Here is a 21,078-nt window from a genome sequence, read left to right as displayed (position 1 = left end):
GAATTGCCGGGCTGCCGCTTCTGTTGCGGCGCGGCGCGGCCTAAGCTATTCCTCCACCGGACCCCAAATTTCCCGCAATGACTTTATTCTCCGCTCCATTTTCTTCGCTTCGTTTTGCCGCCGGCCGGTCAGTGGCGCGGGTTGGCCTGGGCCTTGTGGGCACGGTGGCCGGCCTGGCCGCTAGTGCGCCGGCGCAGGCCCAGCAGCTGTCCTTTCCCGGCGTGGAAGGGGCAGGGCGGTTCACGAGCGGCGGCCGGGGCCGGGCAGCCACGCCCACCACGGTGTATGAGGTGACGAGCCTGGCCGATACCAACACGCCGGGCACGCTGCGCTACGCGCTGAGCCAGCCGGCCACCGCGGCTCCGTACCGCACCGTTGTATTTCGGGTGTGCGGCACCATTCACCTCACGGCGCGCCTGAGCATTCCGCGCAACACCACCATCGCGGGCCAGACCGCGCCCGGCGACGGCATCTGCCTGGCCGACCGTCAGGTGCAGGTGACCGGCGACAACGTCATCGTGCGGTTCGTGCGCTTCCGCCTCGGTGACCGGTACCCGCAACAGACGGGCATTGGGAAAGCGAATGGCAACGGCGACGAGGATGCGTTCGATAGCATCGACCACAAGAATATTGTGGTGGACCACTGCACGATGAGCTGGAGCGAGGACGAAGCCTTCACCTTCTACGGTGCGGCCACCGATTCGATGACCCTGCAATGGAACCTCATTTCGGAGCCGCTGAATTACTCTTACCACTTCGAAACCGGCGACCCGGACTACGAGAACCACGGCTACGGCGGCATCTGGGGCGGGCGGCGGGCCTCGTTTCACCATAATTTGTTTGCCCACGTCAACAGCCGCGCGCCGCGCTGGAACGGCACCCGCTACGGCGCGGCCATCGGCTCCGAGAACTGCGATTTTCGCAACAACGTCATCTACGACTGGGGCTCGAACAACGTGTACGGCGGCGAGGGGGGCAACTACAACATCGTGAACAACTACTACAAGTGGGGGCCTTCGACCAGCAGCCACTCCAAAACGGTGAACCCCTACAAGCAAACCACCGCGCCGCTGCTGCCCTATGCCCAGATTTACATGACGGGCAACTACGTGGATGGCAGTGCCCTCGTGACCGCCCGCAACTGGCGTGGGGCCACCATGCAGGGCGGCACCCTGGCCGATACCGTGCAATCAAAAGTCAACGTGCCGTTCAACGTCGCACCCCTCAATACGCAGTCGGCTACCGATGCCTACGCTTCGGTGCTGCAAGGCGTGGGCTGCATTCTGCCCGTGCGCGATGCCGTTGACCAGCGCATCATCACGGAGGTGCAGAACCGCACCGGCGGCCTGATTGACGTGCAGGGTGGCTTCCCGGCCCACACGCCCATCGCTACCTCGCAGGGGGCCTGGCCCACGCTCACCTGCGGCCCTGCGCCCGCCGACTCGGACCACGACGGCATGACCGACGACTACGAAACCACCCACGGCCTGAACCCCAACAACGCCGCCGACCGCCAGGCCATTGCCGCCAACGGCTACACCAACCTCGAAAACTACCTCAACGGCCTCGTGGCCGTGGCAACGGCTACCAAGCCCACCGGCGCGGTGCTGGAGCCTCTGCACGTGTTCCCGAATCCCGCCGCCGAGCAGTTGACCGTGGAGCACCCCCGTGCCGGCGCGGCAGCCCGCCTCACGGTCTACAACTTCGTGGGCCAGCGCGTGGCCACGCTCACGCCCGCCGTGGGCGGTGTTTCCACACCGGTGAGCCTCGGCAATCTGGCCAAAGGCAACTACCTGCTGGTGTACACCGATGCCAACGTGAGCCTCACCGCCAAATGCGCGCACGAGTAGGCGCTGCATAAAATTGATATAGAAAAGGCCTGCTGAATATTCAGCAGGCCTTTTCTATGGTGTTGGATTTCTATTTTACCAGCTTGGGCAGCGGCCTCGACGACTCGCGCACCACCAGCGTGGTGGGCAGCTTCATCACGCTGGGGCCGGTGCTTTTGTGCTTGCGCTCGATGAGCTCGATGAGGCGCTCGGCGGCGAGCTGGCCGATTTCCTGAGCCGGCTGGGTCACGGTGCTCAGCGGCGGGTTCAGGAGATGGGCCGACTGCGAGTTGGTGAAGCTGAGCAGGGCTACCTCGCCGGGTACGTCGATGCCGCGCTGGCGCAGGGCACCCAGGCAGCCCAGAGCCAGCCGGTCGCTGGCCGTGAAAAAGGCATCGGGGGGTGACGACAGCGCCAGCAACTCGTCGACAAGGGTGCCGGCCTCGTCGGGGCCGAAGGTGCCGTAGCGCACCAGATTTTCATCGAAGGGCACGCCGTACTGCTCCAGGGCGGCGCGGTAGCCGGCCAGCCGCTCCTGCGCAATGCTGAGGTAGAGCGGAATGGTGAGGTGGGCAATGCGCCGCCGGCCGGTTTGCAGCAGGTGCGAGGTGGCGGCGTAGGCCCCGCCAAAGTTGTCGGCTACTACCTGGGTCACGTCGAGCCCGGCCGCCACGCGGTCGAACAGCACCAGCGGCATGCCCTGGTCGACCAGCGCCTTGAGGTGCTTCACGTCGGAGGTTTCACTGGAAAGCGAAAGCAAGAGCCCATCGACGCGGCGCGATACGGCCTGCTGCACGTTGGCCACCTCGCGCTCGTAGCTTTCGTGGGTCTGGAAAATGATGACGTGGTAGCCGCGGTTGTAGGCAATGGCCTCAATGCCGTTGATGGCCTGCGAAAAGAAGTTGTTCGCAATCTGGGGCACGATGACGGCGATGGCCTTGCTGCTGCTGCCCTTCAGGCTGAGGGCAATGGGGTTGGGACGGTAGTTGAGGCGCTCGGCGTATTCCATCACCAGCCGCTTGGTTTCGGGGCTGATTTCGTAGCTGTCGCGCAAGGCCCGCGATACCGTCGAAGTCGACAGGTTCAGGGCGTGCGCAATATCCTTGATGGTGACGGGGTCCAAGCGCGTAGGGTGGTAAGGAAGTTCAAGTATCGGTCGCAGCCGCCGGGGCCATTGGCCCTGGGCTAACTACCGGATTGGGGGACCGAATGGTTCCCTGATTGGGCCAGCACAGGGCTTGCCCACCTGCCCGCCCCTGCCTTGGCTGCCAACGAATGGGCGTGGTGGCCGCCGCCGGGAGGCACTCAGGAAATCTTCAGCAGGTCAAATCTATAACAAGCGTACCAAATTTCCGGCTAAGGTGCTGTGAAAAGCCCGGTCGTAATGCGCCTGATGCGGAAGGCTCTGCCCAAAACCAGCCCGAAAAGTAGGCTGCGCTTCATGCCGTCGCCATCTTTGTGCGGTAATCTAGCGCCCGGCCCGGGAGTGGGGGCCGGTAGTTTTTCGACTGAATTCAACCATGAGAGTAGTGCGTGTGCAAAAAGGAGTGCTGGCCGCCGGGCTGGCCGCAGCCATTGGCCTCACCGCGTTTCGGCTGCGCCCGCCCGAGGACGGGTTGCTGCCACGCATTGCCCGGCAGCTGGCCGAGTTCTATACGGTGGCCCGGCAGGAAAAAGTATACCTGCACCTCGACCGGCCGGTGTACGGCACCGGCGAAACCATTTGGTTCAGCGCCTACGTGGTGGATGCCTCGGCCCATCGGCTCGACTCGCTCAACCAGGTACTGCACGTCGATTTGCTCTCGCCCGAGCGCCAGGTGGTGGCCCGCCGCACCCTGCGCCTGCAGGGCGGCCGCGCCGCCGGTGACCTCGACATTGCCGACACCCTGGCTGCCGGCACCTACGTGCTGCGCGCCTACACCAACTGGATGCGTAACGCCGGCGACGAGTTCGTGTACAGCCGCCGGCTGAGCGTGTGGCCGGCCTCGCCCATTGGCCCGCAGGAACCCCGCACGGTCGCCGCGCCCACCACTGCCTTTGCCCGCGCCCGGGCGGCTGCTGCCGCCCGCCCCGACGTGCAGTTTCTGCCCGAGGGCGGCTACCTCGTGGAGGGGCTGCCCGCCGTGGTGGCCTGCAAAGCCACCGATGCCAGCGGCCGGGGCCTCGATGTGCGCGGCCAGATTCTGAATGAGAAGAATGCTGTGGTGGTGCCGTCCTTCAGCAGCCGGCACGCGGGCATGGGGCGCTTTGCCTTTGTGCCCGGCACCGGCCAGCGCTACCACGCCCACCTCACCCTGCCCGACGGCAGTACCGCCGACTACCCGCTGCCCGCCGTGCAGTCCAGCGGCTACACCCTGCACGTAGTGGACGGCGGCGAAAACTTCCTGGTAGAGGCCCGCTACCGGGGCCCGGGCGGCGCGCCCGCCCCCGGCCCCGTGCTGCTCATGACCCAGGCGCGCGGCGTGGTGGCCTACCCGGGTGCCCGCACCCTAGCCGCCGATGCGCCCGCCTCCTGGCGGATGCCCAAGAAGAGCTACCCGAACGGCATCGTGCACTTCACCTTGTTTGATGCGCAGGGCACGCCGCAGTGCGAGCGGCTGGCTTTTGCCCAGAACGGGGCGGCCGGGCTGCGCATTGCCATTACCCCCGACCAGCCCAGCTACGGGCCGCACGCGCCGGTGCAGCTGGCCGTGCGCGTGACCGATGCCGCCGGCCAGCCGGTGGCCGCCAACTTCTCGCTTGGCGTGAGCGATGCCGGGCTCAGCGCCCTCGACCCCAACGCCGAAACCATCGCCTCGAACCTGCTGCTGACCTCCGACCTGGTGGGCTACGTGGAGAACCCAGGCTACTACTTCCGCAGCCCCTCGGCCGGCACCAATCAGGCCCTCGACGACCTGCTGCTAACCCAGGGCTGGCGGCGCTTTGTGTGGAAGCAGGTGCTGGCCGGCCAGCCACCGGTGGTGCGCTTCCCGCCCGAGCACGACCTTACGCTGGTGGGCCAGGTGGTGAGCGAACACGGCAACCGGCCCGTGCCCAACAGCCAGCTTACTTTCCTGCAAACACGGCCTTCCAAAAACATCACCACCGCCACCACCGACGGCACGGGCCGCTTCAGCTTCACCGGCTTTCCGGTGCGCGATACGGCCATCATCACCCTCCAGGCACGGCGGGCGCAGGGCGGTAGCAACGTGCTAATCCGGCCCGATGATGGCCCTGCCGTGCCCGCCCAGGTGCTGCCGCCATTGCCCTCGCTGGCGGCGGCCCCGGCGGGCGTGGCGGCCTTTGTGCGCCGTAGCCGCCAGGCCCAGGCCGCCGACCTCGACCTGCACCCCGACAAGGCCATTCGCAACATCAACCTGGGCAACGTGGCCGTGACGGCCAAGCGCCTGAAAGTGCCCGCCGATGACCCACGCCGCCTCTACGGGGCCACGGGCGGCACGGTGGTCGACTTTAGCGAAATACCCTCGGCGCAATCGGCCCAGAACCTACTGCAAGTGCTGCAGGGCCGGGTGGCGGGCCTCGTCATCAGCGGCAACCCACCGGATATGACGGCGCAAATCCGGGGTTCCGGCTCACCGCAGTTTATCTTGGATGGGATGAAGGTTGACATTGACGTCATCTCCTCCATTCCAGCTACGGATGTCGAGTCGGTCGAAATATTCAAGGGAGCGGAAGGGGCCATCTTTGGCAGCAGCGGCGGCGTCATTGCCATTTATACCAAGCGCGCCGACCCCAACTATAAAGGTGCCGATAAAGGCCCCGCGCCGGGCATTGCCATTGTGAAGATGCCCGGCTTTGCCGAGGCGCGCGAGTTTTACCAGCCCCGCTACAATGCGCTGCTCACCAACCCGCCCGCCGACCCACGCACCAGCACCCTTTACTGGAACCCCATCGTGCGCACCAACGCCAAAGGCGAGGCCGAGCTGCACTTCTTCACCGCCGACGGCAGCGGCACCTTCCAAGCCACGGCCGAGGGCCTGAGCCTCGACGGCGCGCCCGCTCTGGGCAGCGGCACACTCACCGTGAAAGGGAAATAAGCCGAGGTCGGGGGCACGCCGTTGAGTTGCGGCAGCATCTGCCCAAGCTCACCAGCTTCAATGCAAACAAAAAGCCCTGTCGGAGTTTCCGGCAGGGCTTTTCTATACTGAAACCGAGGGGCGAGCTACTCGCGCACCAGACGCTCGGTCAGGGTGGCGTCGGCGTTGCTCACGCGCAGCAGGTAGACACCCGGGGCCAGCTTGGCCAGGTCGAGGGCTACCGGAGCGGCGGGGGTGGCCACGGCCTGGCGGTGCACCACCTGGCCCAGGGCGTTGAGGACGGTAAGCGTGGCCGCGTGCTGGAAGCCTGCCAGGGCCACAGTGGCGCTAGCGGCAGCAGGGTTGGGGTACACGCTCAAGCTCATGCCGTTTTTGGCCGACTGAGTGGCGGTTACTACGGTGGCCTGGCCTTTCAACACCACGTCTTTCAGCAGGGCGTAGCGGCCCGAGCTGGAGCTGGCGCAGGCAAAGTACAGGCGTACGGTTAGCGTCTGGCCGGCGGCCAGGGTGGTGCCCAGGGCGTTGTTGAGGGCGAAACGGTAGGTCTGGTTGGCGCCGGTGTTCTGGTTGGCCAGCGCGATGGGCGTCCCGAATGCGCCGTTGGCCGTGGCGGGCAGCACGCCGCCGGGGCCGCGCCCGCCGGTCACGTCGGTCGAATCGGTGGTGAAATTGCTCTTCGAATACACGACCGCCAGTTTGCCGGTGGTGTTGTAGAAGGACGACCACAGCAGCACCGAGTCGATGCGCACGGCGCGGTTGGCACCGGCCGTGATGGTGAACTGCTCATAAAACTTGCGGTCGACGGCGCTGCCGGGGCCGCCGGAGGTGGTGCTCCACAGGCCGTCGGCCGTGGCGGCAAAGGCCTGGCCGTAGCGCGTGGAACGGGCCGGGTAGGCCGTCACGGTGGTGCCATTGGAGAGCACCAGGCGCTTGAATACCGGCGTGCTGGCCGACGTGGCCGCCGAGCGGATGGCCGCGCTGTCGGTGTCGCTCACTTTCAGCGACCACCACTTCAGCGGGTCGGAAATGGGAGCGGCCGTGTTCACTTTCGAGCCGGTCACGGCCACGTTCACCGTAGTGGCGGCCGTGCTGGTGTGCGTAATGTTGCCGGCGTAGGTACCGGCCGTGGCCGCATTCAGGCGCACGCTGATGGTGGTAGAGGCCACGGTATTGGCCGTAGGCGTGAGCACGAGCGGCGCGGTGCTGCCGTACCAGGTGGCGCCGCCGTTGGCCGAAATCTCATAGCCGGCCGGGGGCGTCACCGTCAGGTTAGCGGTGAGGTTGGTGGCCGAGAGCGAGTAGGTCTGCACCGCCGAGGTGCCGGTTTGGTACTGGGCGAAAGTGCCCAGCGCGCTAGAGCTGGTGCTGATGGTGGCAACGCTCGACACTACGGCCACGGGCGCGGTGTGGCTGGCCATGCCGGCCTTGGAAGCCACCAGCTTGTAGTAGTACACGTTGCCGGCGGCGGGCAGCGCATCGGTCATCTGAAAGTTGTAGGTCGAGTCGTTGGCGGCCGTCACCGTGTTAATCTGGCTGAACGTCACGTTATCCGACGAGCGCAGCAGGTCGTACTTGATACCCGTCATGGCCCAGCTGATGTTCCAGTCCAGGGTGGTTTGGGTAGCGCCTTTGGTGGCGCGGAAGTTCGATACCGCGATGTCGGGCGCGGTGGTGGTGCAGATGTTGGCGGCCACGCCGCAGTAGTTCCAGGCGCTGAACACGCTGCTGGCCTGGTACTGGGCGGTGTCGGCCACGGCCAGCTGGCGCGACCAGCTCACGCGCTGGCTGGTGTTCACGTTGCGGCCACCGAAGTAGCGGGGTCGAAACTCGCCGTAGGTGATGATGTTGGTGTCGGTGCCGGCATCCCACACAGTCCAACCGGCCGGCTGAATCTGGTTGAAACCCATCACCGGCTTAATAAACACAACCTTGTTCTGCGTCAGGGGCACGCTGCCGGTCGAGTTCTGCCAAGGACGACCCAGATAATAGAGCGTGGCGCCGGTGTTGGACGGAATCTTGGCGTTGTGAAAGATAAAGCCGAAGGCCTGGCCGGGAGGCGTGTTGGCCGCCGTGATGTACGACGCGCCGTTGGTAGTACGGGATTTAGCGTAAATCACGCAGTTATCAAAAATATCCACCGAGCTACCGAAGATGAAGTCTACGTTGCCGTCAATGTAGCAGTCGCGGAAGTAGTGCTGCGGCGTGCCCGAGCCCTTCACGTACAGCGTGTCCTGGTTGCCCAGGAAGCGGCAGTTCTTAAACACGGCGCGGTCGGCGTTCACCAGCACCGCCACGGCCTGCGAGCCATCGCCGAAGGCGTTCTCGAAGGTGATGTTCAGGGCCGAAAAGTCGGTGGCATTCACCGAAAAGCTAGCCGAGTTCTGGGTGCCCAGGGCCACGCCGCCCACCAGCGTGCTGGCCCCATCGTCGTAGGTCAGAATGGTGTTGGCCACGCTCTCGCCCACCAGCTGCAGGAAGGGCTTGGTAGCGGGAATGTTGATTTTTTCGCGGTAGCGACCATTCTTGATGAAGATGGTGTAGACCGTGGTGCGGGCCGTGGGGGCCGCGTTGATGGCGGCCTGCACGGTGGTAAAGTTGCCGGTGCCATCGGCGGCCACGGTCACGTCGTAGGCCGCCGCGCGCCCGGCCGCGGCCAGCACCAGAAAGCCCAGCAGCATCCAGAAGCGGCCCACCGAGCCACGCCAGGAGAGGCGCGTAGAGAAAAAGTTGGACATAGGAACAGGGTGTGGTGTTGGGTGAGAATTCTATCAAATATTACCCACGGCCCGGCCCAATAGACGCTGGCACCAGCGGCTTTATTTATGCAATCGTTGCCGGCAACGTTCCCGAAACGTCTGGCCCGCGCCACAAAAAAAAGGCCCGCCGGGTAGGCGAGCCTTTTTCAATGAGTTACGGGTGAGCTTACTCCCGCACGAAGCGTTGCGTGGTCGTACCATCGGCCGTGCGGCCTTGCAGCACATACACGCCCGTGGGCAGCGCCGTCAGGTCGAGCACCGCGTGCTGGTCGCCGGCAGCCACGTTCCGCACCAGCACCCGCTGCCCGAGGGCGTTGAGTACCGACAACTCCAGCGCCTTGGTAGGGGCCGTGAGCGCTACCTGCAGCAGGCCGGTGGTGGGGTTGGGGTAGAGGCTAAGCTCCGGGCCGTTGGCGGCCGAGCGGGTGGCCGTCACCGTTACCGTCGTCACGGCCGAGAAGGCCGAGGTGCAGCCGGCGGCATTGGTCGTGGTCACGGTATAGGAGCCATTTTTGGTGCCGGAGTTGACGAGGTAAGTCTGGCCCGTAGCGCCGGGTATCAGCACGTTGTTCAGATAAAACTGGTTGCCCGTGGCCGCGCTCGACGTGAGCGTGATGCCCGTAGCCGGCGTGCCCGAAACCGTGATAGTGGGCGTAGCCGGCACCGCGTTTATCGTTACCGAGCGGGTGCTGCTCGCCGAGCAGGTACCGGCCACCGTGTACGTCACGGTGTAGGTGCCGGCAGTGGAGGTCGAAGGCGTGATGGCGCCAGTGCTGGCGTTAATCGTCAGGCCTGTGGTGGACGTGAACGTGCCGCCCGTAGCGCCCGTCACGGTAGGCGTGGCGGCCGTGGCGTTGGCGCAATAAGCCGCGTTGGCGTAGCTGAAGGCCGCTGACGGCACCGGGGCGATGGTTACGGTGGCCGTGCTGGTCACGGCGGCGCAGCCGCCGCTGGCGGCCACGGTGTTGGTTACCGTATAGGTGCCAGGCGTGGAGGTCGAGAGCGTGATGGTACCGTTGGCAGCAATGCTCAGGCCCGTGGTCGAGCTAAAGGTGCCGGCCGTAGCGCCCGTGGCCAGCGTAGGGCTGGGGTTGGTGGTGCTGCTCACGCAGAAGGTGGGCGTAGCGCCGTAGCTGAAGCCAGCCGTTTGCGGGGCGGTGATGGTGACGGTGGTGCCGCCGGTGGCCGCCGCGCAGCCGCCGCTGGCCGCCACCGTGTTGGTGACGAAGTAGGTGCCGGGCGTGGAGGTCGAGGGCGTGATGGCTCCGTTGGCCGCGATGGTCAGGCCGGTGGTGGGGTTCACCGTGATGGTGCCCAGCGTGCTGCCCGTGCCGATGCCCAGCGCCACGCTGCCCGCGGTGGTGGTGCAGTAGCTGCTGGCCCCGTAGCCGATGTTAGCCAGCGCAGGAGCTGTGATGGTGACCGTAGCCGTGCCGGTTACGGCGGCGCAGCCGCCGCTGGCGGCCACGGTGTTGGTCACCGTGTAGGTGCCGGGCGTCGAGGTCGAGGGCGTAATCGCGCCCGTCGTGGCGTTCAGCGTCAGGCCGGTGGTCGACGTGAAAGCGCCGGCCGTGCTGCCGGTGCCGAGGTTCACCGCCACCGTGCCCGTAGCGGAAGTGCAGTAGCTGGCGGCCCCGTAGCTGAAGCCGGCCGTGGCCGGTGCCGTGATGGTGACGGTAGCCGTAGCCGTAGCGGCCGAGCAGCCATTGGCAGCCGCAATGGCGTTGGTCACGGTGTAGGTGCCGGGCGTGGAGGAAGCCAGCGTAATGGCCCCGGTGGCGGCATTAATCGTCAGGCCCGTGGTGGAGGAGAACGTGCCGGCGCTGCTACCCGTCGGGAAAGTCGGCACCGGAGCAGTCGTACCCGAGGTGCAATACGAAGCAGTCGGGTAGCTGAAAGTTGCCGAAGGAGCATTGGTCAGCGTAACCGTGGCGGTGCCGGTGCTGGCGCAGGCCCCGGCCACACTGTAGGTCACGGTGTAGGTGCCGGGCGTGCTGCCGCTGAGCGTGATGGTGCCCGTGGTCGCATTAATAGCGAGGCCCGTAGTCGAAGAGAACGTGCCGCCCGTCGTTCCCGTCACCGTGGCCGTAGGGTTCGAGCCGCTGAGGCAGAAAGTGGAGCCGTTATAGGCAAACGCCGCCGAAGTGCCCGGGTTGATGGTAACGGTAGCCGTGGAGGTTGTGGCCGCGCAGCCGCCGCTGGCGGCCACCGTGTTGGTCACGGTATAAGTGCCGGCCGTGGAAGTCGAAGGCGTGATGGCCCCCGTAGTAGCGTTCAAAGTCAGGCCCGTAGCGGAGCTGAAAGTGCCGGCCGTAGCGCCCGTAGCCAGCGTGGCGGCAACCGCCCCCGTGGCACTGGTGCAGTAAGCCGTAGCTGGATAGCTGAAGCCGGCCGTCTGCGGGGCGGTGATGGTGACGGTGGTGCCGCCGGTAGCCGCCGCACAGCCGCCGCTGGCGGCCACCGTGTTGGTGACGAAGTAGGTGCCGGGCGTGGAGGTCGAGGGCGTAATAGCCCCGGTGGCGTCGATGGTGAGGCCCGTGGTGGGGTTCACCGTGATGGTGCCACGCGTGCTGCCCGTGCCGATGCCCAGCGCCACGCTCCCCGTGGTAGTGGTGCAGTAGCTGCTGGCCCCGTAGCCGATGTTGGCCGTCGGCTGAGCCGTGATGGTTACCGTGGTGGTAGCCGTAGCCGCAGCGCAGCTACCCGCCGCCGCTACGGTATTGGTCACCGTGTAGGTCCCGGCCGTAGAGGTCGAGGGCGTGATAGCACCGGTGACGGCATCAATGGTCAGGCCCGTAGTGGAGCTAAAGGTGCCGGCGCTGCTGCCGGTGGCTAGTACCACCGGCTGGCTGGCCGTCACCGTGCGGCAGTAGGCCGTGGCCCCGTAGCTGAAAGCGGCCGACTGCGAGCCCGATACCGAAACGGTTGCCGTGCTGCTGCAAGTGGGGCTTACCGTGTAGGTCACGGTGTAGGTGCCGGGCGTGCTGCTGCTGAGCGTGATGGTGCCCGTGGTCGCATCAATGGTGAGGCCCGTGGTCGAAGAGAACGTGCCGCCGGCGGTGCCCGTCACCGTTGGGGTGGGGTTGCTGCCGCTGGCGCAGTACGAGGCATTGCTGTAGCTGAACGCAGCGTTGCAGGCAACGGCGGAAGAAGCTGTTATCGAAAAATCGTCAATGGCCAGGCCATCATCGGCACCGGACGCATCGAAGTCAACGAAGCGAATGTAGAAGGTCGCCCCCGCCGGAATGCTCAGCCCCGTGATGGTACCGGTCACGGCGCTGCGGTTGGCTGGGTCGTTGCCATCGTAGCCCGTGCTGCTGGTCACGTTGTTTACCGGCCCCACGTAGTCCAGCGTATTCACATCTGTGAAAGTGCCGGTGGTGAGGGAAGTGGCATCGGTGCTGTACTGAAAATCCAGGCGGTCGGAAGCCCCACGGGCGGGGGTTGAGCCCGCCAGGCGGTACGTCTCGCCGGTGTAGCTCACCGCCAGGCTGGTGATGGTAGCGCCCGTGTTGTTGGTGAACGCAAAGCCAAACTGAGCAGCCAAACTACCGCTGCGCACACTGCCAAAAGCCCGGTCGGTAGCGGCCGTGGTGCCGCTTCCGTAGCTGTACGTGTCGCCGGTGCCGGAGCTGCCTGAGCCCGTGGAGGTGATAGTGATGGCCGTGTACGTGTTGTTGGCAGTCGTGCCGGTGCCAACGTTGGTTTCAGCAAAGCCGAAGCCTGCCGGTACCGTCGAGCTGGTGCCCGTATTGGCCAGCGTGTTAAAATCCTGCGTGTAGGCCGCGGTGCCCAGGCTAATGGGCGAAATGGTGGTGGGGTTCTGGACCTGGCCCCAGGCCAGCGCGGGCAGCAGGAGTGAAAGGCAGGCGAGCACCCGGGGAGTAGCTCGCCGGAAAAAGCCAAACCCGCCGGGCGCTTTGGTCCGAACGGAAACGGGTATTTGTTGTATCATGTACGGTGGGAATTGAATGGTTGAAATGAAGTGGAAAAGTAAAGCAACAGCGAAGTATCAAATTATCAGGTCGTAAAAAAAGGAAGCCCGGACTAATACTTGTGCAATCGTTCCCGGGAACGACGCCGGGGAGGGGCAATAATGCTTGATATGACTTGATTGATAGTTTGTTGTCTGCAATCGGCGGTTGCGGGGCTGCCACGTGTCCCCAAAAGCAAAAGCGCCCCCAGTCAACCCGGGGACGCTTTGCAATACCGAAGCAGTTGCGTGCTATTCTTTCGTGATGCGGGCGCTGCTGCGCTGGGCACCGTCGGCGTACTCTACCAGGTAGAGGCCGCGGCTCAGGTTGCTCAGGTCCACGGCCGTTTCGGTGGTGCCGGGCTGCGCGCTGAAGCTGGCCACGCGAGCCCCGGTGGTGCTGAATACCGTCACGCGGGCATCACGGCTGGCGGCCGTGTGGGGCACGCTCAAGCGGTTTTGCACGGGGTTGGGGTAGGCAGCCAGATTAGTAGAAACCAAGCCGGGACGGGTAGCGAGGAACATGGGCACGTAAGCCTGACGGCTCTTGAAGGTCACATTGCGGAGCAGCGCGTACCGACCAGCCGTGTTGCTGCCGATGGCGGGGTAGATGCGTACCGTCAGGGTCTGGCCAGCGGCCAGGGTCAGGCCCGTGGCGCTGTTGTTGAACGCAAAGTGAAAATCATCCTTGGGGTTGAGGGCGTTGTCTTGCGGCAGGTAAGCATAAGCCGTAGAAGCGCTGGTGCCCGTGATGCCCGCGCCGAACGAGCCATTGTGTGCAGCCGGCAGCGTGCCGCCGGGGGTAGACGACACGCTGGTGCTGCTGCCGGAGTTGGTAGCAGGACCTTTGGCGTAGCTGAACTCAGTGGAGTCCGTGGTGAAGCCGTTCAATGACCACAGCAACGACAAACGGCCGTTGGTGGTTTGGGCCGTGCGGATGTTGAAGCCGAGCGAATCGACGCGCAAAGCCGCCGTGGCCGTGATGGAGAATTGCTCGTAGGCAATGCCTTTGGGCGAGCTAGCCAGCGTACTAAAACCGGAGCCATCGGCCGCTGCGCCAAAGGCCTGGCCTTTGATGGAGTAAGGGGCCACTGAGCCACCGGCCGAGCCACCATCGGAGAGCACGAGGCGGTGCAGCACCGGCGTGTTAGCCGTAACACCAGTGGAGCGCACAGCGGCATTGTCACTGTTGTTAGTCGTGAAAGGGTACTGCACAAATACCGCCGTTTGGGCGCTGGCCGATTCGGCCAGTCCTAAGCCGCCCAGTAAGCATAAAGTGGAGAGTAACGTGTTTTTCATGTGGATTGGAATTAAGTAAACTAAGAAGTTGAGATTTAATGAGGCCGAAACAGGCCAAAATTTGATTTAGCAGGCCATTTCTCGTGCAAGCTGGCCACTTATACGGTAAAACACAAGCAACTGCTAGGCTTTAGTTGCGCAATCGTTGCCGGGAACGTTGGCGCCAAATGCGACAGCAGCACTTGAGTAAAAAATATTCATCGGTTAATGCAGCAGCGAGAACTTGGCGGCTGCCAGATGGGGCCGATGCGAGAACGTTCCCGGCAACGATTGCGCAAAAAAAAGCACCCGAGCGGGTGAGAACAGGGGGGCAACGGTCGGTAAGCGGCCTAATATTGTATAGGGCGATACTGCCTGCGTGGCCTGTTTCGGGTCGGTACCACTCTCTCTTTTTCTCCGATGAAATCAACTTTGGTCGCGTTGCTGGCCGGGCTGGGCACCTGCCTCACGGCAGCCTTCCGCCCGGTCGATGCCCCTAAAACGCAGATTTTTCTGGTTGGCGATTCCACCATGGCCGACAAGCCCGACCTGACCAAGCCCGAGCGCGGCTGGGGCATGGAGTTCGGCCAGTATTTCGACGGCGGCGTGGTCGTCCGCAACACCGCCATGAACGGCCGCAGCACCAAAAGCTTCCTGCGCGAAGGCCGCTGGGCCAAGGTGGTGCAGGACCTCAAGCCCGGCGACTGGGTATTCATCCAGTTTGGCCACAACGACTCGAAGGCGGAGGACAGCGTCCGTTCGGCCCCGGCCCAGACGCTGTACCGCCAGCTCCTCACCAAGTTCGTGCAGGAGGCCAAGGCCAAAGGCGCGAACCCGGTATTACTCACGCCCGTTGGCCGCCGCTATTTCGACGATGCCGGCAAGCGCAAGGACGACCACGGCGAATACCCCGGCGTGGTGCGTGAAGTGGCCAAAACCCAGAAAGTGCCGCTCATCGACCTGCACGAAAAAAGCTGGGCCATGTACTCGGCCATGGGCGAAACCGGCACCCGCCCGCTGTTCTGGAGCTACCTCAATGGCTACTACCAGCCCAACCCCGTGCCGCCCGCCAAGAACGACAACACGCACTTCTCGGAGTACGGCGCGACCCGCGTGGCCCAGATTGTGGCCGAAGACGTGCAGGCCCAGCACCTGGCGCTGGCCAGCCACCTCGCCCGCACCGCGTTCGATGGCAAGCTCGCCGCCGACCTACCCGTAGTGCTGCAAACCGCATTTAAAAAGGACACCTTCAACCTGGCCAAATACGGTGCGGTAGCCGACGGCCAGACTCTGAACACCGAGGCCTTTCGCAAGGCCATTGACGCCTGCGCCGTGAGCGGCGGCACCGTGCTGGTGCCGCGCGGCCTGTGGCTGACCGGCCCCATCGTGCTGAAAAGCAACGTGAATCTGCACCTCGCCACCGGCGCGCTCGTGCAGTTCACGGCCGACCGCAGCCAGTACCCGCTCATCAAAACCACCTGGGAAGGGGAGGAGGCCATCCGCAGCCAGGCCCCGATTTCGGGCGTGGATTTGACCAACATTGCCGTCACCGGCAACGGCACGTTTGACGGCGCGGGCGATGCCTGGCGGCCCGTGAAAAAGAATAAGCTCAACGAAACGCAGTGGCAGAAACTGGTGGCCTCGGGCGGCGTGCTCAACGACAAGAAGGACTACTGGTACCCTTCGGCCGCTTCGCTGAAGGGCAACATGCTGGCCGCGGCCGGTACGCCGCGCAAGAGCCTCAACCCGGCCGATTTCGACGATATCCGGGATTTCCTGCGGCCCAACATGCTCAGCCTCACGCGCTGCAAGCAGGTGCTGCTGGAGAGCTTCACCATTCAGAACTCGCCGGCCTGGACCATTCACCCGCTGCTGTGCGAGGATATTACGGTGCGCAACGTGACGGCCCGCAACCCTTGGTACGGCCAGAATACCGACGCCATCGACCTCGAATCGTGCCGCAACGGCTTGGTGGAAGGCTGCACGTTTGACGTGGGCGACGACGGCCTGTGCATCAAATCGGGCCGCGACGAGGAAGGCCGCAAGCGCGGCGTGCCGACGGAGAACTTTATCATCCGCGACTGCAAGGTGTACCACGCCCACGGCGGCTTCGTGATTGGCTCGGAGATGTCGGGCGGCGTGCGCAATATGTATGTGAGCAACTGCACCTTCATCGGCACCGATGTGGGCCTGCGCTTTAAAACGGCCCGGGGCCGCGGCGGCGTGGTTGAGAACATCTTCGTGGACGGCGTGGACATGACCGACATTGCCGGCGAGGCCGTGCTGTTCGACATGTACTACGCCGCCAAAGACCCCGTGCCGCTGGCCGGCGAAAGCACCGCCCCGCCCGTTATCGCCGCCAAGCCGCTGAACGAAGGCACGCCGCAGTTCAAAAACTTCCGCATCCGCAACATCACCTGCAAGGGTGCCACCACTGGCATCCTGGTGCGCGGCTTGCCCGAGATGAGCATCAAGGACATCAGCATTGAAAACGCGGTGCTGGAAAGCAAAAAAGGCCTGCTATGCCAGGAAGCCGAGAACATTCGCCTGAAAAACGTGACCCTGCTCTCGACCGAAACCTCGCCCGTGATGGAAGTGCAGAACAGCCGCAACATCACCCTCGACGGCATCCGCTACACCAACGGCGCGGAGCTGCTCCTGCGCGTGACCGGCGACCGCAGCAAGGATATTCGCTTGGTGAACACCAACACCAAGCTGGCGAAGAAAGACGTGCAGCTGGGCGACAAAGTGGCCAAGAAAACGGTCAGCGTCGCGCAGCGCTAAGTCTTTTAACTAATTCGAACGTCAAAAAACGTCAAATTGAGAACGTCATGCTGAGCTTGTCGAAGCATCTCTACCGTGTAAGTATTCAGTTACTATTGCGGTAGAGATGCTTCGACTCCGCTCAGCATGACGTTCTACTTGTATTATCGAATACCAAATACCCACCCCAATGAAACCAACCACCCGCCTCCTGTTGCCGCTGCTGGGCCTGGCGCTGCTGAGTGAAACCGGCAATGCCCAAACCGCGCCCTATTCCCAGCGCATGGCCGATGCCTTTATCTCGTGGAATCCCGATTCCATCGTCGTCGGCAACAGCAAGGTGAGCCGCTGGAACTACGAGCAGGGCCTGATGTACACCGCCCTGGAGCGGGTGTGGGAGCGCACCGGCAACGCGCGCTACTACACCTACATTCAGAAAGACCTCAACCGCTTCGTGCAGAAGGACGGTAGCATCCGCACCTACAAAGCCGAGGAGTTTCAGCTCGACAACGTGACGCCCGGCCGCGGGCTGTTGCTGCTCAGCCAGCTGTCGTCGGTGCCCGAGCAGGACAAGTACATCAAGGCGGCGCAGTTGCTGCGCAAGCAGCTCGATGCCCAGCCCCGCACCAAGGAAGGCGGCTTCTGGCACAAGAAAACCTACCCCAACCAAATGTGGCTCGACGGCCTATACATGGCCGCGCCGTTCTACGCCGAGTACAGCCGCGTATTCAACCAGCCCGCCGGGCTCGATGATGTAGCCAAGCAGTTTGCGCAGATTGAAAAGCACTTGGTTGACCCCAAAACCGGCCTGCTCTACCACGGCTACGACGAAAGCCGCGAGCAGCCCTGGGCCAACAAAGCCACCGGCCAAAGCCCCAGCTTCTGGGACCGCGCCATTGGCTGGTACGCCATGGCCCTGGTTGATGTGCTCGATTATTTCCCCCAAAACCACCCGCAGCGGCCCGAACTCATCAAGGCCCTGCAACGCCTAGCTCCGGCCCTGGCCAAGTACCAGGACCCCAAAACCGGCACCTGGAGCCTCGTGATGGGCCAGGAGGGCCGCAAAGGCAACTATGCCGAAGCCTCCGGCAGCAGCATGTTCGTGTATGCGCTGGCCAAGGGCGTGCGGCTGGGCTACCTCGATAAAAAGTACGCAGCCGTGGCCAAAAAAGGCTACGACGGCATCCTGAAAACCTTCGTGGCCACCGAAGCCGGCGGCGCGCTGGCCTTCAACGGCACGGTGAGCGTGGGCGGCTTGGGCGGCAAGCCCTACCGCGACGGCTCGTTCGACTACTACCTCACCGAGCCGCTGCGCAAAAACGACTACAAAGGCGTGGGCCCATTCATCTTGGCCAGCACCGAGATGGAAATTGCCGCCGAAAATGCCATCGGCCAGGGCAAAACCGTGGGCCTGGACTACTATTTCAACCACGAGATGCGCAAAAACCCGCTCACCGGCGAACAGGAGCAGTGGCACTACACCTGGGAGGAGCGCACGCACGGCGGCTTCTGGCTGTGGGGCAACGAGTTCCGCGAGCTGGGCGCCAAAACGGTAGCCGTGCCCACGGCGCCCACCGCCGCCAGCCTCAAGCCCCTGAGCGTGTACATCATCGTCGACCCGGACTCGCGCAAGGAGTCGCCCAAGCCCAACTACGTGCAGCCCGCCGACAGCAAGGCCATCACCGAATGGGTGAAGGGCGGCGGCACCCTCGTGCTCCTCGCCAACGACACGGCCAACTGCGAAATCAAGCACTTCAACGAGCTGGCCAAGAACTTCGGCGTGCAATTCACCGACCAAAGCGTGAACATGGTGCAGGGCTCGCAGTTCGAGCAAGGTAAAGTGGATTTGACCCCCGGCAAAGCCGTGTTCAAAAATGCCACCACGGCCTATATCAAGGAGCTTTCGGTGCTATCGGTGGCCGCGCCGGCCCAGCCGCTGGTTACCAACAACGGCAAGGTGATTATGGCCACGGCCCGCCTGGGCAAGGGCAAAGTTTTTATCCTCGGCGACCCGTGGTTGTACAACGAATACACCGACGGCCGCAAAATCCCGGCTTCGTTCGAGAATTTCCAGGCCGGAAAGGACTTGGCCACGTGGTTGCTGGGTAAGTAAAGCAGTCCGTTAAATATGATTAGCAAAGCCGGCCGGGAAATTCCCGGCCGGCTTTGTTTTGGGCAGTCAGCTCCGGTGAGGGCTCACTAGCCGAGAGGCTATCGGCACCGGTTTCGAAAACGATTACGCAGCTAAAGCAAAGATTTTCCTTTCAGAAGCGGTTTTTTTGCCGGAACATTACTTTACCATAGCCTCGCCACGCTGCGCCCGTCGGGGCTGGAAGTCACGTCGCTCTAAATCCCATTCCTCGTTCAATGAACCAGCTCGCTACGATTGATTACATCGTTTTCTTCGTCTACTTCATCATCGTGTCCAGCTACGGCATCTGGATTTACCGGCGCAAAACCGGCCACGACGGCACCATTGAAGGCGATTCCAAAGACTACTTCCTCGCCGAAGGCTCGCTGACGTGGTGGGCCATCGGCTCCTCGCTCATCGCCTCCAACATCTCGGCCGAGCAGTTCGTGGGCATGTCGGGCTCGGGCTTCAAAATGGGCCTGGCCATTGCCACCTACGAGTGGATGGCCGCCATCACGCTGGTCGTGGTGGCCGTGTTCTTCATCCCAGTTTACCTGAAGAACAATATTGCCACGATGCCCCAATTCCTGAGCCAGCGCTACAACAGCACGGTGGCCATGATTATGGCCCTGTTCTGGTTGGCGCTCTACATTGTGGTCAACCTGACCTCGATTCTCTACCTCGGGGCCATTGCCATCAGCAGCATCGCCGGCCTCAACCTGACGTTCTGCATGTACATGCTGGCCGGTTTTGCGGTCGTCATCACCCTCGGCGGCATGAAGGTGATTGGCTTCACCGACGTTATTCAGGTGTTCTTCCTGATTCTCGGCGGCTTGGCCACCACCTACCTGGCCCTGAACCTGGTGGCAGAGCACTACGGCACCTCGGGCGTCCTCAACGGCTTTAACATGATGACGCAGCACGCCGGCGACCATTTCCAGATGATTTTCAAGCGCGATAACGAAAACTACATGGACTTGCCGGGCCTTACGGTGCTCATCGGGGGCATGTGGATTGTGAACCTGAACTACTGGGGCTGCAACCAATACATCACCCAGCGCGCCCTCGGGGCCGATTTGCCCACGGCCCGCGCCGGCATCCTGTTCGCCGCCTTCCTCAAACTGCTGATGCCCGTGATTGTGGTGCTGCCTGGCATTGCGGCCTACGTGCTTTACAAGCAGGACATCTTTGGCGAATTCGGCAAGGCCATGGTATCGGGCGGCGAGCTGAACCCCGACCGCGCCTACCCGGTGCTGCTCAACATCCTGCCCGTGGGCCTGAAGGGCCTGTCCTTCGCCGCCCTCACGGCCGCCGTGGTGGCCTCGCTGGCTGGCAAAGCCAACTCCATCGCCACCATTTTCACCCTCGACGTTTACAAGAAAATCATCAACCCCGAAGCCTCCGAGAAGACGCTGGTGAGCACCGGCAAAATCGCCGTGGTGGTAGCCATGATTCTGGGCGTGCTCATCGCGCCGCACCTCGGCATCGACAAAAAAGGCGGTTTCCAGTACATTCAGGAGTACACGGGCTTCGTGTCGCCGGGTATTTTTGCCATGTTCATCCTGGGCTTCTTCTGGAAGAAAACGACGTCGAGCGCGGCGCTGTTTGCCACCATCGGCGGCTTCCTGCTTTCGATTCTGCTCAAGTTCCTGCCCGGCATGATGAACCTGTCGTTCCTCGCGCCCTTCGGCTTCGCTGTCAAAAACGCCACCGGCGTGTATGAAATCCCTTTCCTCGACCGGATGGGTTTCGTGTTCCTCTTCTGCGTTATTGGGATGATTATCATCAGCCTATACGAGGCCAGCCGCGGCGTGAAAACCAACGGCCTGGAAGTCGACCGCAGCATGTTCAGGCCGCAGCCCAGCTTTGCCATCGGCACGGCCGTTATTCTGGTCATTCTCACCACGCTCTATACCATCTACTGGTAGTGAAGTAGCCGCTTGCGAGGTGCACATAGTGTCTCGCAGGTTTCAAAAAACACCGTGTCCCGCAGTGCTCCAATAATAGAGCAACACTGCGGGACACGGTGTTTTTTATTCATTGGTGAGATAGCAGCGGTGCCCACAAAAATGCCCGGTGTTCTATGTTGATTACCCGGCCCCCGCGGTGGGACGCGTCGGGTAAGGGCAGGAGTCCAAGCCCGACAGGGCCACAGCCCAAGCGCGGGAATAGAAATGGAAGGGGGAGTAAATTGACTTATTCTGTAGTCAAATAGGCAAGAACAATGATTGAAGGGGTGTTGATTTGGACTGGTGGGGAATAACTCCATAAATTAGCAGGGTCCGGACGCGCAGCCCGCGCCGTTAGCCCC

General features: G+C 63.3%; 9 protein-coding genes. 5 read left to right on the top strand and 4 right to left on the bottom strand.

Features of this window, described 5'->3' with window-relative positions:
• The first annotated feature begins 77 nt into the window (after positions 1 to 77).
• Positions 78 to 1,850, top strand: a complete 1,773-nt coding sequence (locus ACYU7Q_RS16915) for a T9SS type A sorting domain-containing protein (protein ID WP_460610623.1) — start codon at positions 78 to 80, stop codon at positions 1,848 to 1,850.
• A 70-nt stretch (positions 1,851 to 1,920) separates the two neighbouring features.
• Here the strand turns inward: ACYU7Q_RS16915 and ACYU7Q_RS16910 are convergent, their stop codons facing one another.
• A complete protein-coding gene (locus ACYU7Q_RS16910) occupies positions 1,921 to 2,952 on the bottom strand; it encodes a LacI family DNA-binding transcriptional regulator (protein ID WP_460610622.1) in 1,032 nt (343 codons plus the stop codon).
• Between the two features lie 397 nt (positions 2,953 to 3,349).
• Between ACYU7Q_RS16910 and ACYU7Q_RS16905 the strand changes: the two genes are divergently transcribed.
• A complete protein-coding gene (locus ACYU7Q_RS16905; RefSeq protein WP_460610621.1) occupies positions 3,350 to 5,866 on the top strand; it encodes a TonB-dependent receptor in 2,517 nt (838 codons plus the stop codon).
• A 125-nt stretch (positions 5,867 to 5,991) separates the two neighbouring features.
• Here the strand turns inward: ACYU7Q_RS16905 and ACYU7Q_RS16900 are convergent, their stop codons facing one another.
• From ACYU7Q_RS16900 to ACYU7Q_RS16890, 3 genes are all read right to left on the bottom strand, one after another.
• A complete protein-coding gene (locus ACYU7Q_RS16900; RefSeq protein ID WP_460610620.1) occupies positions 5,992 to 8,601 on the bottom strand; it encodes a pectinesterase family protein in 2,610 nt (869 codons plus the stop codon).
• A 187-nt stretch (positions 8,602 to 8,788) separates the two neighbouring features.
• Entirely contained in the window at positions 8,789 to 12,577 is a 3,789-nt protein-coding gene (locus ACYU7Q_RS16895) for a beta strand repeat-containing protein (protein ID WP_460610619.1), read from the bottom strand.
• A gap of 270 nt (positions 12,578 to 12,847) precedes the next feature.
• Positions 12,848 to 13,894 carry a T9SS type A sorting domain-containing protein gene (locus ACYU7Q_RS16890; protein WP_460610618.1) on the bottom strand — a complete coding sequence of 349 codons (1,047 nt, stop codon included), beginning with the start codon at positions 13,892 to 13,894 and terminating at the stop codon, positions 12,848 to 12,850.
• A 399-nt stretch (positions 13,895 to 14,293) separates the two neighbouring features.
• Here ACYU7Q_RS16890 and ACYU7Q_RS16885 point away from each other — a divergent pair, with 399 nt between their 5' ends.
• The 3 genes from ACYU7Q_RS16885 (at position 14,294) to ACYU7Q_RS16875 (ending at position 20,695) form a co-directional block, all read left to right on the top strand.
• A complete protein-coding gene (locus tag ACYU7Q_RS16885; protein ID WP_460610617.1) occupies positions 14,294 to 16,657 on the top strand; it encodes a glycosyl hydrolase family 28 protein in 2,364 nt (787 codons plus the stop codon).
• A gap of 169 nt (positions 16,658 to 16,826) precedes the next feature.
• Positions 16,827 to 18,749 (top strand): glycoside hydrolase family 88 protein, encoded by a 1,923-nt coding sequence (locus ACYU7Q_RS16880; RefSeq protein ID WP_460610616.1) that lies wholly within the window; start codon positions 16,827 to 16,829, stop codon positions 18,747 to 18,749.
• 254 nt (positions 18,750 to 19,003) lie between these two features.
• Positions 19,004 to 20,695: a sodium/sugar symporter gene (locus tag ACYU7Q_RS16875; RefSeq protein ID WP_460610615.1), complete on the top strand. Its 1,692-nt coding sequence runs from the start codon at positions 19,004 to 19,006 to the stop codon at positions 20,693 to 20,695.
• Positions 20,696 to 21,078 lie beyond the last annotated feature (383 nt).

It is taken from the genome of Hymenobacter terrigena, from assembly GCF_054776515.1.
This window is presented reverse-complemented; position numbering and strand designations above follow the sequence as displayed.